Raw genomic sequence first — 12,735 nt, 5'->3', positions numbered from 1 at the left:
CCAGTAAACGATTGGATGCGCTCACCCTTATTTTTGATTTAGATATAGAAAATGCTCCCTCCTAAGTAGTAAGTGATTTTATTATTTCACTTATCTACCCAGAAGGGAGCATATCTATCTACTGTTAATTTAAATTCATCTCTTATTTTCCGCTCGGAAGATATGGGCGCAGACATCCTGCCATCTGTGAGATTGGCATGGACTGTAAGAATACACGACCCGGTCCGGTTACTACGGTATTGAATACTCCCTCTCCACCAAACATGATATTCTTAAGGCCAGGTACGGTCTGTATGTCGATAGAACAGGAAGAATCCATTGCTGCAAGATATCCTGTGTCTACGATAATTGACTGGCCAGGCTGAAGCATATACTCTTTGATATAGCCGTCAAATTCAACAAATGCCATTCCCTGTCCAGAAAGTCTCTGCATAATAAATCCTTCTCCGCCAAAGAAACCAGCTCCTACTCTCTTCTGGAAAAATACGGACAATTCAACTCCTGAAGTAGATGCTAAAAATGCTGACTTCTGACATACAATATCTGAACCTGGCTGAATCTCAAATGCCCGGATACATCCCGGAAAACTGGATGCAAATGCAATGGTTCCCTGACCATTCATTGCAGTGTATGTATTTACAAACATGCTCTCTCCACTAACCATTCTTCCAAATATTTTTCCAATTCCGCCGCCCACCGTATTCATCTGCATATTCGGAGACATCCAGGACATTGCTCCCTTTTCGGTAATCATCATTTCGCCTGACTCTAATTCACAGACTACAACCGGCATTGGTTCGCCTTCAATATTAAATCTCATTTCTAAACCCTCCTGCTGATTTGCATAACATTTTCATGAACCTTTTTCATTATAACAATATAGGAGTGGTCTGCCAATATATTCTATTAATTTTTTATCCGTTTTCTGCATCCAAAATAAATAGCTCCTATGCCACTGCACAGTGCCAGTAAAAACCAGATGCCAACCGGAGTCATGTCTCCTGTTTTCACGGTTGCGGTCTGTGATGTGTTTCCTGCGGTGGTATTTCCTGTTGTACTACTTCCTGCAGTACCGCTTCCTGCTGTGCCGTTGCCATTTCCTGTTGTTCCGCTTCCCGGCGTTGTTGTACCTGATGAAGTTCCGGCTTCAAATACCAGTGCATATGCCGAAAATTTATCAGTTGCAAAGGTTATGGTTCCACTTGCTGCATCATACGTTGCAGGAAGTTTTTCATAGGCACCATCATGCTCTCGAATCACATAATAAGTTCCCTGCTGGTTCTTCATCTCATCTTTTACCTGAAGGGTTACATTTAATTTTGCATTTAAATCGGTCAACTGCGTTTCCCATGCATCGTTGGAATTTCCTTTGTTTACGACCTGGAATAAATCCATGGAAAGATAGCTTTGAATCTCTCCATTTCCTGCCTGTTCCTGCATGCCACCCTGTATCTGATTCAGTTCTGTTCCACTGATATCTGCAATATTTAACTGAAGATTTCCGGAACCAATAATGTTTTCTGCATTTCCAAGGGTTGCACCGTCTACTTTTGTACTTGCCGTATTTACTTTATCCTCTGACTTTGTAAATAATGCACTCAGATGTAAATCTGTTGCAGGCATATCCAATACAAAGGTACCTACCTGTGAATCTACTGCTGTCAGCTTTCCACCATTTAAAGATGCGCTTAATAACTGATAACCATAATCCGATGTAAACTTAATGGTTACTTTGGTGCCTGCTTTAAATTCTGCATAGCCAAAGTCTCCATCCAGTCTTGTGGATGCATCTGCTATATTTCCACCTGCCAGTTCTGCTGCATTTACCACAGTTCCATCCTCTAACTGTGCACTGATTATTTCCACGCTTCCATGTTCAATAACGCAGTCATTTCCAAATCCATGCTGTTCTGCTACTGTAAGGGATGGTGTCCATACGATATTATAATTACGGCTGCTGTTCGTAGTCAGTGCCACTTCAATCTGATAAGAATCTGCCGGAGCCACTTCAAATTCCAGATTGTCTGTCGTTCCACCTAATGGAATTGCTGTTCCATTTACCATAATGGATGCAAATGCATAACCAAAATCTGCTGCAATTGCCACTCTGTGTTGCTGCGTCTTATCTCCGGCAAAGCTGCCTGATATATTCGTTCCCATTCCGGAACCAATCCTCATGCCATCTATCTGTAAGTCTCCAATTGCTCCTCCCACTGCAGTTGCTGTAACTGCAATTGTTTCTCCAGATGCCGGACCCATTGTGGAACCACTGCCTCCGGATGCTGCAGTACGAAATTCCAGAATCAGTTCCACCTGCTCTGAGGTGCTTACAGAAAATGCCTGTCCGCTCTCTGATGTAAGTATATTCTTGTCAAGGCTTGCATCCTGTGCACCATTTTTATTCACCTGACAGTGATTGATTATTGTATCCGTTCCACATACTACTTTAAAATGTACCGTATGGTCAAGACTGTCATCCGGTCTGTTTATTTCTATTGGTGTATCATTATATACAGTCTGGTTTACTTCTGTCCATTCAGCCGCCGTATCCCATTTATAATACACGGTTCCGGTTGCTGTGCTGTCCTGTCTTGCAATTCTGACCACTGCTTTCTGTCCATCAGCTTTTACAATCATGCCGGCACTTCCCATAAATAATGAAAATATCATAAAAAAGCTTAACAACCAGGAAATTTTCTTTCGCATCTTCATATTTTTTCTCCTTTACTTTCTTCTATAAACTGCCACTTCCACCGCACACGTTGCAGGCTCCGTAGCCTCCCAGTACCACCAGCATAAGCAGACAAAGCAATCCTCTAATGGATTTTTTTCTCACGTTTTTCCTCCTTCCTTTTCTGTCCTTTTACTATATGAATATACGCTTTTCCCACCTGTTTTGATAAGTTTACATTTGTCTCATTTTAGGGATTTTCCACGATTTATGGCTGTTTCCAGCTATAATAGAACTGAAGAAGCCCAATTCTCGACTTCGTCTCTGTCTTTTCATTTAAAGATGCCATATAACGGTACAATGCTGCTCTTGAAATATATAGCTGCTCTGCTATTACCTGTACACTTTCATCAGAAGAAAGCAATAACCTTAACACATCCTGCTCCCTGTTTGTAAGTACATAATTCTTTACAAACGCCTGAAATTTATCCTCCCCAAATTTTTCACGTTCTTTTTCCAACATTTTCGCCATATTTTCTTCCTGTATATCCATACGAAACTGTACCATATACAAATATACCAGCATACTGATAACTGCAAATAAAATCAATGCTATGATGCTGATGCGCATACCATCCCCGGTCTCTATCAGCATCAGGGAAATAGTTCCTGTAATCCCGGCACAGATATTATTTGTTGCCCTTCCAAGTCCAGCCCATAACTCCGGTACTTTCATATAATAGGAAAGGTCCATAAAACTGGTGGTAAAATATACCACAAAGAAGCCTGCGGACAAATAGAACACAATAAGACCTGCCATAAATGGTCCGCCCCAGACTATTATCACTACACACATTGTTGAAAGCAGTGTCACACAGTACATCATAATCTGCATAAATCTATGCTCTTTTATATCAAAAAGCACTCCTGCCAACAGTCCGCTTACCGCAAGCAATAATCTCGGCCACTGACCAATATCTACACTTCCACCTGCATGTACTAAAGTTACTGCATTGTCCAGACTGGAAAAAATGCATGTCATCAGAACCACTATTGAAATCAAAAGCAGTGCCGCAAGCATCGGATGTCTGAGGCTTCGCCTGTTATTCTTCCGGATATCAGTATCTGAATCTGTCCCTGAAGCCTCTGCTCCTACTACCCCCCGGCTACATTCCAGACTCAGTCTGCGAACCAGCAATACCATTGCTGCCAGAAAAACGGAAAGTGCAACAGACTCTACAGTGCTGTTATGTATCAGATTATTGCTGATAAACTGAAGCAATAATCCAAAGGCATATCCAAATCCAACGGTTTGTGCAAGTCCTTTTTCTGTCGAAAAGCTTACCACAGCATAATAATGTACAGCACTTCCAATCATGCCATATAAAATATAAAGCAGGAATCCGGATAAAAGCATACTTCGATAGGACAAATGCTCCTGAATTACGAAAATGCAGATGATTCCTGCTATCGGCAATAAATATAAACCTATCTCCCGCATCTTCTGGTTAAAATAACGGTTAATGCATGGGAATAACAGGAATCCTATTACGCTGATTCCCAGCACATAGTTCTGTGCCCTTACTACTCCTGCGGAATCTGTTGCATAGCGTATCATATTGTCAAACAGATACTCCGAGCCTAAAAATATATAATTGAAAATAGCCAGCACTGCTATGATTCGAATTCTTTCTGGTTTCATAAATTGTCTCATCATCTGTTCTCTGCTCCATTCTTTTGTCTTAATTTCATTATATACAATTGTCTCTTTCCATCAAGTTGACAAATGTCTCATTTCCTGTAAACAATCAAAAAAGAGCCAGGACACGAATGTCCTGACTCTTTTTTGATTCATATAAAACGATGTTAATTATACTAACTCGATAAGAACTTCTAAAGCTCCGTCACCTTTACGCTGACCAATCTTTACGATTCTTGTGTAACCACCGTTACGGTCTGCATACTTAGGTGCGATTTCGTCGAATAATTTTGCAACTAAATCAACTTTCTTTGTATTTTTCTTCTTTCCTGCTGCTTCTGTAGGAACTTCAGTTACAGGATAAAGAACTTTTAACATCTCTCTTCTTGCATGAAGACGGGAAGGATTATCCTTCTTGATTGTTTTTTCCACTTCGTCATATACAGTAACTTTCTTACCATCTACAACTTCTTTTACTCTCTTGCCGTCTTTGTCTTTTCTTGCAACTTTAGCTTTTACAGTAACTTCTTCAAAGTTATCTTTCTCGCGAACTGCCATTGCAATAAGGCCTTCTGCAATTTTACGGATTTCTTTTGCTTTTGCTTCTGTGGTAACAATTTTACCATTGTTTAATAATGCTGTTACCTGATTTCTCAGTAATGCTTTTCTCTGGGAAGATGTTCTTCCTAATTTTCTATACTTTGCCATTTTTATTCCTCCATTTGTGGTACATCCGGCCATGCTCATCGGACTTACTTACCGAATGCTTGTTTTGTGCCACTCATGAACCAACATCACCACGCTCTTCGGACTTACTGGTGCTGCTGCACTGAGTTATCTTAAACCTCGTCGCCCTGATTGAGCTGAAGGCCTAATTCTTTTAATTTTGCTAATACTTCTTCCAAAGACTTACGTCCAAGGTTACGAACTTTCATCATATCTTCCGGTGTACGGTTTGTAAGTTCTTCAACAGTATTGATACCTGCTCTCTTCAAGCAGTTGTAAGAACGTACGGATAACTCCAGTTCGTCAATGTTCATCTCAAGAACTTTTTCCTTCGCATTGTCTTCTTTCTCAATCATGACTTCTGCTGTCTTAGCATTCTCGGAAAGGTCAATGAAAAGACTTAAGTGCTCGCTTAATACCTTTGCAGCTAAGCTGACTGCTTCATCTGGAGCAAGTGTTCCATTGGTATATACATCAAGTGTCAGTTTATCGTAATCGGTAATCTGACCCACACGGGTATTCTGAATGGATAAGTTCACACGCTCTACCGGTGTATAGATAGAATCTACTGCGATTACACCAATTGGTAAATCTGCATCTTTATTCTTATCTGCGCTGACATAACCTCTACCTTTGGTAATGGTTAATTCCATGTATAATTTGGAATCAGCACCGCCGTTTAAGTGTGCAATTACTAAATCCGGATTCATGATCTGAATATCCTGATCTACCTGAATATCTGCTGCTGTAACAACGCCTTCACCACTGAACTCAATGTAAGCTACCTTAGGCTCATCATCAGCGCTGTTATTACGGATTGCAAGCTCTTTGATGTTCATAATGATTTCAGTAACATCTTCCTTTACGCCAGGAATAGAACTGAACTCATGAAGTACACCATCGATTTTAACCTGACTTACTGCTGCACCTGGCAGGGATGACAACATAATTCTTCTTAAAGAATTACCAAGTGTTGTACCATATCCTCTTTCCAAAGGTTCGCATACGAATCTTCCATATCTTTTGTCTTCAGAAATTTCAGCAATTTCAATTGTTGGTTTTTGAAAATCGAACACTACAAAGCCCCTCCTTCTTTCGGGTAATTTGTTTCTTCTTTCAGCCCGCTAGTTTATGATTATTTAGAATACAACTCGACGATAAGCATCTCGTCTACTGGTACATCAATCATTTCTCTGGAAGGTAACTCTTTTACGGTTCCCTGCATTTTCTCTGCATCAACATCAAGCCATTCCGGAACTAATCTGCCGCCAGCTACTTCTACGACATCTTTCATTCTCTGGGAATTTTTACGGCTCTCTTTGATTTCGATTACATCGCCAGCTTTTACCAGGTAAGAAGGAATGTTAACTAACTTTCCGTTAACTGTAACGAATTTGTGGTCAACAATCTGTCTTGCTTCTCTTCTGGTTCTTGCAAATCCAAGACGGAAGATAACATTATCAAGACGGCTCTCTAAGATAGTCATCAGGTTTGTACCTGTCATACCTTTCATCTGGTCTGCTTTATCATAATAGTTACGGAATGGTTTCTCTAATACTCCGTAAATGAATTTTGCTTTCTGTTTTTCGCGAAGCTGAAGGCCATACTCAGATACCTTCTTGTTCGCTCTCTTTAATTCTCTGTTAGATTTTTTATCATATCCCAAATAACTTGGCTCTAAACCAAGAGATCTGCATCTTTTCAGAACAGGAACTTTATTTACTGCCATTTTAGATATCCCTCCTAATTATACTCTACGACGTTTTGGTGGACGACATCCATTATGAGGAACTGGAGTTACGTCACGAATAGAAAGAACTTCAAGTCCGGCTGCCTGAAGGGCACGGATTGCTGCTTCTCTTCCTGATCCTGGTCCTTTAACCATAACATCAACTGTTTTTAATCCATGTATAAGAGCTGCTTTTGTAGCAGTTTCTGCTGCCATCTGTGCAGCATATGGAGTAGATTTCTTTGAACCTCTAAATCCAAGACCACCGGCACTTGCCCATGATAATGCATTACCTTCAGCATCTGTTAATGTAACGATGGTGTTATTGAAGGATGCCTGAATATGTGCCTGTCCATGTTCAACGTTTTTTCTTACACGCTTTTTTGTCACTTTTTTTGTAACTTTAGCCATATCTAAACTAACCTACTTTCTTAAATTTAAAATTATAAAGTTGCCAAGAATTATTTCTTCTTGTTTGCAACAGTTCTCTTAGGACCTTTTCTTGTTCTTGCATTGGTCTTTGTTTTCTGACCACGAACCGGAAGTCCTTTTCTATGACGGATTCCACGATAGCATCCGATTTCCTGTAATCTCTTGATATCAAGAGCTGTCTGACGTCTTAAGTCACCTTCTACAACCTGAGTCTCATCGATTACTGCACTAATTCTTTTTACCTCGTCGTCAGTTAAGTCTCTGCAACGGGTATCAGGATTAACGTTTGCCTCAGCAAGGATACGGTCAGCACTAACTCTGCCGATTCCATAGATATAAGTCAAACCAATCTCAACACGTTTTTCTCTTGGTAAATCTACACCTGCAATACGAGCCATGTGTGTTTACACCTCCATATAGATTTCTTTGTTAATAGTAAGGAATTCCAAAGACCCATGCAGCTGCGGTTTCCCGCCCTGAAATGTGTGCATACACCTTTTTCTTCCTATAGTAATGATTGCTTAGCAATCCCAGCCACAATCTGCTGCATCCTCTCGGTATGTAAGGACTGCGCAACAGACCACGCGCGTTCGCGTTATATTATGAACAGCACATTCTCATGCGCTGCAGCCGCACATAATTTTTCAAACAAAGTGGAAATTAACCCTGTCTCTGTTTGTGCTTAGGGTTTTCACAGATGATTCTGATGCTTCCCTTTCTTTTGATAACTTTGCACTTCTCGCAAATAGGTTTAACTGATGATCTTACCTTCACAGCATAATCCTCCTTTCTACTTGCCTGCGCCCCGGAAAACCTGTTTCCATGGGTATTTCTCTTTTCTTTCTGCTAAACAGCATAATATGCCCTTGTTTTCACAAAAGCGTCCATTTAGCATTTTAGCATAGAGAATCCGAAAAATCAACTACTTTTCTCGAATTTTCTCCTTATTTATCTCTCCAGATAATTCTGCCCTTTGTCAGATCATATGGAGACATCTCAATCGTAACCTTATCACCTGGTAAGATACGAATGAAATTCATTCTTAATTTGCCGCTGATATGTGCCAGTACCTGATGGCCATTCTCAAGCTGCACCTGAAACATTGCGTTTGGAAGCTTTTCCAAAATTGTTCCTTCTACTTCAATTACATCTGCCTTTGACATTTTCTTTCCTCCTGCTAAATCAATCTTTTCTGGTTAATATATATTGCCCATAAGCCTTAATCAGCTTTGCTGCTTTTGCATTTTCTGTAAGCCCCGGTTTATTTACTGCTTCTAAGACTTCCTGTGGAAGCTTTTTTACAAGCTGTACATGTTTGTAGCTTTTCTTTCTCGGCCGGTCACAGGTTCTTGTGGTTCCATTTACAAGATAGACGAATTTTTCATCCTGTGACTGCACTACATAGTACTGATTCCGGTCGTGACCTGCCTTTACTCTTGCCAGATACATTCTCTTTCCTCCTCTGTCAATGTAAGGATTTCCGGTCTTCCTTCTGTAATCAGAATGGTGTTTTCATAATGTGCAGATAAGGAACCATCGTAGGTTACTACTGTCCATTCATCATCCATCCATTCCACATCCGGGCTTCCGGCATTTATCATCGGCTCAACTGCCAATGTCATTCCTGCCTTCAGCTTCAGTCCTCTTCTCCACTGACGGAAATTCGGAATCTCCGGTTCCTCATGAAGATGGGTTCCAATGCCATGCCCTACCAGATCATATACAACTCCGTAGCCGTAGCTTTCTGCATAATCTCCGATTGCTCCTGAGATTTCATAAAGCCTTCTTCCGGCTCTTGCATACTGCATTCCCTGGAAAAAGCTTTCCCGGGTTCTTTCTATTAAAAGAGCAGCCTCTTTACTGATTTCACCAACTCCATGGGTTCTTGCCGCATCGGAATGATATCCCTTATAGATAAGACCGGTATCAAGGCTTACGATATCGCCTTCCTTAATAATATGGTCTTTTCTTGGAATTCCATGAACAACTTCGTCGTTGACCGATACACAGACGGATGCCGGATAGCCCTGATAATTCAGGAAATTCGGTTCGCAGCCAAGGCTGCGGATGGTCTCTTCTCCGATTTTATCAATCTCCCATGTGCTGATTCCAGGTTTGATTGCACGTTCCAGTTCCTGATGTACTTTAGCAAGATACTTTCCTGCCTGACGCATCAGCTCTATTTCTTCTGCTGATTTAATCGTAACCGACATTATTTACGCTCCTAAGATTGTAACGATGGCTTTGAATACTTCATCCATCGGCTGTGTTCCGTCTACAGATTTTAAAATGCCCTGATTCTTATAATAATCAATCAATGGCTGTGTCTGCTCATGATATACTTTTAATCTCTTCTGAACTGTCTCTGGCTTATCATCTTCACGCAATACGATTTCGCTGCCACAACGGTCACAGATTCCTTCTACCTTTGGTGGAATGGAAATAAGATGATAGGTTGCTCCACAATTTAAGCAGGCTCTTCTGCCGCTCATACGATTTACGATATTTTCGTCTGGAACATCTACATCAATTGCATAGTCCATCTTCTCGTTTATTTTACCAAGTGCTGCATCCAATGCTTCTGCCTGAGGAATGGTTCTTGGAAAACCGTCCAGTACGAAGCCGTTCTTGCAGTCATCCTGCTGTATTCTGTCCATTACCAGATCACAGGTTAATTCATCCGGAACCAAAGCTCCCTGGTCCATATACTGTTTTGCTTTCTTTCCTAATTCTGTTCCGTTTTTGATATTTGCACGGAAAATATCACCTGTTGAGATGTGTGGAATAGAATATTTATCTGCAATCTGTTTTGCCTGTGTACCTTTACCAGCACCCGGCGCTCCTAACATAATAATTTTCATATAAAGAAAACCTCCTGTTTACCTTCTTCTTTGCAAGCTAATCTGCTTTTTCTTCTATAAACAACTTTAGTGCACCACAGGAGACGCTGCATTTGCAGCACCCCCTTCTGGTACACATTAGTCATTCAAAAATCCTTTATAGTAACGAACTAACATCTGGGATTCGATCTGTTTAATTGTCTCGATAACAACACCTACGATAATGATGATAGATGTTCCACCGAAAGATACGTTTGCCTTAAATACTCCATTGAAAAAGATTGGAATAACTGCAACAATGGATAAGCCTGCCGCACCGATAAAGACAATGTAATTTAAAATCCGATTCAGATAATCGCTGGTTGGTTTTCCAGGTCTGATACCCGGGATAAATCCACCCTGTCTCTTCATGTTGTTCGCAATCTCCAGCGGATTGAATGTAATGGATGTATAGAAGTATGCAAATGCAATAATCAATACAAGATATACAGCCAAACCAATGCTGTAGATTGGCTCCTGTGGGTTACACCAGTTAGACTGGGATAATCCCTTTAAAATCTTACTGCCAATTCCTGTTCCATTGCCCTTTCCTAAGAGAGACGCAATAACAACCGGGAACTGCATTAAAGACTGTGCGAAGATAACCGGGATAACTCCACCGGTATTTACTTTCAGAGGAATATGCGTAGACTGACCGCCTACCTGTTTTCTTCCCTGAATTTTCTTCGAATATTGTACCGGAATCTTTCTCTGAGCTGCCTGAAGGACAACGACAAAGACAACGGTTACTAAAATGATTGCTGCGATAATTACTACTGCAAGAACTGCTTTTGCAGGAATCTTTCCTTTTACAAACTGCTCATACAGTGTTCCAAAATCGTTAGGAATTCGTGAAATAATGTTGATTACAAGTACGATAGAAATACCGTTTCCAACACCCTTTTCCGTAATTCTCTCACCAATCCACATAAGTACTGCAGAACCTGCTGTCAAGGTTACAATTACCTGAATAATCGTAAGCCATCCTTTATCGGTCAGATAACCGCTTCTGGAGAATCCGATTGCCATTGCAATTGCTTCGATTAAAGCCAGAGCAACCGTCACATAACGTGTAATCTCTGCAATTTTCTTTCTTCCTTCTTCGCCGTCACGCTGCATCTCTTCCAGCTTTGGAATTGCAATCGTCAACAGCTGCATGATGATGGAAGATGTGATATATGGTGTGATATTCAATGCAAAGACGGACATCTGTAAGAATGAACCGCCTGTTACTGCATCGAAAAAGTTAAACGCATCACTACTCTGATTAGCAAACCAGTCTGCAAACACATTCCGGTCAACACCCGGAATCGGTAACTGTGAACCGATTCGGATGATAATCAGCATAAAAAAGGTAAATAAAATTCTATTTCTAATATCTTTTACTTTAAATGCGTTACGAACTGTATCAAACATTAGATCACCTCAGCTTTTCCACCAAGAGCCTCGATTTTTTCTTTTGCACTTGCGCTGAATGCATTAGCCTGAACTGTGAGCTTCTTAGTAAGTTCGCCGTTTCCAAGGATCTTAACTCCATCTCTTGGATTCTTTACGATACCTTTTTCCAGTAAAGTTTCAACAGATACTACTGCATCGTTGTCGAATACTTCAAGAGCAGATACATTGATTCCAACGATAGTCTTGGAATTAATACATTTGAAACCTCTCTTCGGTAATCTTCTGTATAAAGGCATCTGGCCACCTTCAAAGCCTGGTCTTGGAGCTCCGGAACGAGCTTTCTGTCCCTTGTGTCCTTTACCAGCGGTCTTACCGTTTCCTGAACCGTGACCACGGCCTCTTCTGAAATTATCACTATGCTTAGAACCTAATGCCGGCTGTAAATTGGATAAATCCATTTCTGGCACCTCCTTATCTCTATAATTAGATTTCTTCTACTTTCACTAAATGTCTTACCTGCTGAATCATTCCTCTAACAGCTTTGTTATCCGGACGTTCAACTGATGCACCAATTTTCTTAAGACCTAATGCTTCTACTGTCTTTTTATTCTTTGGCACTGCACCGATAGTAGATTTTACGAGTGTAATTTTTAAATTTGCCATTTCTTATTCCTCCTTAACCTACTACTTCTTCTACAGATAATCCACGAAGTTTTGCAACTTCTTCCGGGGATTTCAGTTTGCTTAAAGCATCGATAGTAGCAAGTACTACGTTCTGCTTATTGTTGGAACCAAGAGATTTTGTACGAATATTCTCGATTCCTGCCAGCTCACATACGTTACGAGCCGGACCGCCTGCGATAACACCGGTACCTTCTGGAGCTCTCTTTAATAAAACAGATGCACCAGTATGCTTTCCGCTGATATCATGAGTAATACTATTGTTCTCATCTAATTTTACAGTGATAAGTTTTTTCATAGCATCTTCTTTTCCTTTGCGGATTGCTTCAGGAATTTCAGTTGCTTTTCCAAGTCCTGCGCCCACATGACCATTGCCGTCACCAACAACAACAAGAGCTGTGAAACGCATGTTACGTCCACCTTTTACAACTTTCGTAACGCGCTTGATTGATACCACTTTTTCTGTTAATTCTAATTGACTAGCATCAATAATTGTACGTTTCATGTACTGTTTTCCTCC

17 protein-coding genes are annotated in these 12,735 nt (G+C 40.7%); all 17 read right to left on the bottom strand.

Annotation, left to right across the window (positions count from 1 at the left end):
• Window positions 1-142: 142 nt before the first annotated feature.
• Window positions 143-820: a TIGR00266 family protein gene (locus OCV43_RS00215; protein WP_022242759.1), complete on the bottom strand. Its 678-nt coding sequence runs from the start codon at window positions 818-820 to the stop codon at window positions 143-145.
• A gap of 86 nt (window positions 821-906) precedes the next feature.
• The gene (locus OCV43_RS00210) at window positions 907-2,712 is read right to left on the bottom strand and encodes a hypothetical protein (RefSeq protein ID WP_262623104.1); all 1,806 of its coding nucleotides are present in this window, start codon (window positions 2,710-2,712) and stop codon (window positions 907-909) included.
• Between the two features lie 227 nt (window positions 2,713-2,939).
• Window positions 2,940-4,373 (bottom strand): LuxR C-terminal-related transcriptional regulator, encoded by a 1,434-nt coding sequence (locus tag OCV43_RS00205; protein WP_262623103.1) that lies wholly within the window; start codon window positions 4,371-4,373, stop codon window positions 2,940-2,942.
• Window positions 4,374-4,541: 168 nt separating this feature from the next.
• Window positions 4,542-5,078, bottom strand: coding sequence for a bL17 family ribosomal protein (locus tag OCV43_RS00200; protein ID WP_022242762.1), 537 nt, complete (start codon window positions 5,076-5,078; stop codon window positions 4,542-4,544).
• 131 nt (window positions 5,079-5,209) lie between these two features.
• Window positions 5,210-6,172 carry a DNA-directed RNA polymerase subunit alpha gene (locus tag OCV43_RS00195; RefSeq protein WP_022242763.1) on the bottom strand — a complete coding sequence of 321 codons (963 nt, stop codon included), beginning with the start codon at window positions 6,170-6,172 and terminating at the stop codon, window positions 5,210-5,212.
• 59 nt (window positions 6,173-6,231) lie between these two features.
• Window positions 6,232-6,825 (bottom strand): 30S ribosomal protein S4, encoded by a 594-nt coding sequence (gene rpsD, locus OCV43_RS00190; RefSeq protein ID WP_022242764.1) that lies wholly within the window; start codon window positions 6,823-6,825, stop codon window positions 6,232-6,234.
• Window positions 6,826-6,843: 18 nt separating this feature from the next.
• Window positions 6,844-7,236, bottom strand: coding sequence for a 30S ribosomal protein S11 (gene rpsK / locus OCV43_RS00185; protein ID WP_022242765.1), 393 nt, complete (start codon window positions 7,234-7,236; stop codon window positions 6,844-6,846).
• 50 nt (window positions 7,237-7,286) lie between these two features.
• The gene (rpsM, locus tag OCV43_RS00180; protein WP_022242766.1) at window positions 7,287-7,655 is read right to left on the bottom strand and encodes a 30S ribosomal protein S13; all 369 of its coding nucleotides are present in this window, start codon (window positions 7,653-7,655) and stop codon (window positions 7,287-7,289) included.
• 262 nt (window positions 7,656-7,917) lie between these two features.
• Window positions 7,918-8,031 carry a 50S ribosomal protein L36 gene (rpmJ, locus tag OCV43_RS00175; protein WP_003022746.1) on the bottom strand — a complete coding sequence of 38 codons (114 nt, stop codon included), beginning with the start codon at window positions 8,029-8,031 and terminating at the stop codon, window positions 7,918-7,920.
• 170 nt (window positions 8,032-8,201) lie between these two features.
• The gene (gene infA / locus OCV43_RS00170) at window positions 8,202-8,420 is read right to left on the bottom strand and encodes a translation initiation factor IF-1 (protein WP_022242767.1); all 219 of its coding nucleotides are present in this window, start codon (window positions 8,418-8,420) and stop codon (window positions 8,202-8,204) included.
• A 19-nt stretch (window positions 8,421-8,439) separates the two neighbouring features.
• Complete coding sequence (locus tag OCV43_RS00165; protein WP_262623102.1) at window positions 8,440-8,706, bottom strand: KOW domain-containing RNA-binding protein; 267 nt, start codon at window positions 8,704-8,706, stop codon at window positions 8,440-8,442.
• Window positions 8,688-9,470, bottom strand: a complete 783-nt coding sequence (gene map / locus OCV43_RS00160; protein ID WP_022242769.1) for a type I methionyl aminopeptidase — start codon at window positions 9,468-9,470, stop codon at window positions 8,688-8,690. Before map ends, OCV43_RS00165 begins: the two co-directional genes overlap by 19 nt.
• Before the next feature lie 3 nt (window positions 9,471-9,473).
• Window positions 9,474-10,118 (bottom strand): adenylate kinase, encoded by a 645-nt coding sequence (locus OCV43_RS00155; protein WP_022242770.1) that lies wholly within the window; start codon window positions 10,116-10,118, stop codon window positions 9,474-9,476.
• A 117-nt stretch (window positions 10,119-10,235) separates the two neighbouring features.
• Window positions 10,236-11,552: a preprotein translocase subunit SecY gene (gene secY, locus OCV43_RS00150; RefSeq protein ID WP_022242771.1), complete on the bottom strand. Its 1,317-nt coding sequence runs from the start codon at window positions 11,550-11,552 to the stop codon at window positions 10,236-10,238.
• Complete coding sequence (gene rplO, locus OCV43_RS00145) at window positions 11,552-11,992, bottom strand: 50S ribosomal protein L15 (protein WP_022242772.1); 441 nt, start codon at window positions 11,990-11,992, stop codon at window positions 11,552-11,554. Before rplO ends, secY begins: the two co-directional genes overlap by 1 nt.
• Before the next feature lie 25 nt (window positions 11,993-12,017).
• The gene (gene rpmD / locus OCV43_RS00140) at window positions 12,018-12,197 is read right to left on the bottom strand and encodes a 50S ribosomal protein L30 (RefSeq protein WP_022242773.1); all 180 of its coding nucleotides are present in this window, start codon (window positions 12,195-12,197) and stop codon (window positions 12,018-12,020) included.
• Window positions 12,198-12,210: 13 nt separating this feature from the next.
• Entirely contained in the window at window positions 12,211-12,720 is a 510-nt protein-coding gene (rpsE, locus tag OCV43_RS00135) for a 30S ribosomal protein S5 (protein ID WP_022242774.1), read from the bottom strand.
• Window positions 12,721-12,735: the final 15 nt, after the last annotated feature.

The organism is Roseburia amylophila (genome assembly GCF_025567465.1).
Classification (GTDB): Bacteria; Bacillota; Clostridia; order Lachnospirales; family Lachnospiraceae; genus Roseburia_C; species Roseburia_C amylophila.
The sequence above is the reverse complement of the archived record's forward strand: the minus strand, read 5'-3'. Positions and strand labels throughout refer to the sequence as shown.

What these genes read in the sequence shown, in the direction of transcription:
- map (WP_022242769.1), bottom strand. Translation starts at nt 9,470, where the DNA reads ATGTCGGTTACGATTAAATCAGCAGAAGAAATAGAGCTGATGCGTCAG.
- OCV43_RS00200 (WP_022242762.1), bottom strand. Translation starts at nt 5,078, where the DNA reads ATGGCAAAGTATAGAAAATTAGGAAGAACATCTTCCCAGAGAAAAGCA.
- OCV43_RS00210 (WP_262623104.1), bottom strand. Translation starts at nt 2,712, where the DNA reads ATGAAGATGCGAAAGAAAATTTCCTGGTTGTTAAGCTTTTTTATGATA.
- OCV43_RS00155 (WP_022242770.1), bottom strand. Translation starts at nt 10,118, where the DNA reads ATGAAAATTATTATGTTAGGAGCGCCGGGTGCTGGTAAAGGTACACAG.
- OCV43_RS00165 (WP_262623102.1), bottom strand. Translation starts at nt 8,706, where the DNA reads ATGTATCTGGCAAGAGTAAAGGCAGGTCACGACCGGAATCAGTACTAT.
- OCV43_RS00215 (WP_022242759.1), bottom strand. Translation starts at nt 820, where the DNA reads ATGAGATTTAATATTGAAGGCGAACCAATGCCGGTTGTAGTCTGTGAA.
- rpsD (WP_022242764.1), bottom strand. Translation starts at nt 6,825, where the DNA reads ATGGCAGTAAATAAAGTTCCTGTTCTGAAAAGATGCAGATCTCTTGGT.
- rpsM (WP_022242766.1), bottom strand. Translation starts at nt 7,655, where the DNA reads ATGGCTCGTATTGCAGGTGTAGATTTACCAAGAGAAAAACGTGTTGAG.
- secY (WP_022242771.1), bottom strand. Translation starts at nt 11,552, where the DNA reads ATGTTTGATACAGTTCGTAACGCATTTAAAGTAAAAGATATTAGAAAT.
- rplO (WP_022242772.1), bottom strand. Translation starts at nt 11,992, where the DNA reads ATGGATTTATCCAATTTACAGCCGGCATTAGGTTCTAAGCATAGTGAT.
- rpsE (WP_022242774.1), bottom strand. Translation starts at nt 12,720, where the DNA reads ATGAAACGTACAATTATTGATGCTAGTCAATTAGAATTAACAGAAAAA.
- rpmD (WP_022242773.1), bottom strand. Translation starts at nt 12,197, where the DNA reads ATGGCAAATTTAAAAATTACACTCGTAAAATCTACTATCGGTGCAGTG.
- rpsK (WP_022242765.1), bottom strand. Translation starts at nt 7,236, where the DNA reads ATGGCTAAAGTTACAAAAAAAGTGACAAAAAAGCGTGTAAGAAAAAAC.
- OCV43_RS00205 (WP_262623103.1), bottom strand. Translation starts at nt 4,373, where the DNA reads ATGAAACCAGAAAGAATTCGAATCATAGCAGTGCTGGCTATTTTCAAT.
- infA (WP_022242767.1), bottom strand. Translation starts at nt 8,420, where the DNA reads ATGTCAAAGGCAGATGTAATTGAAGTAGAAGGAACAATTTTGGAAAAG.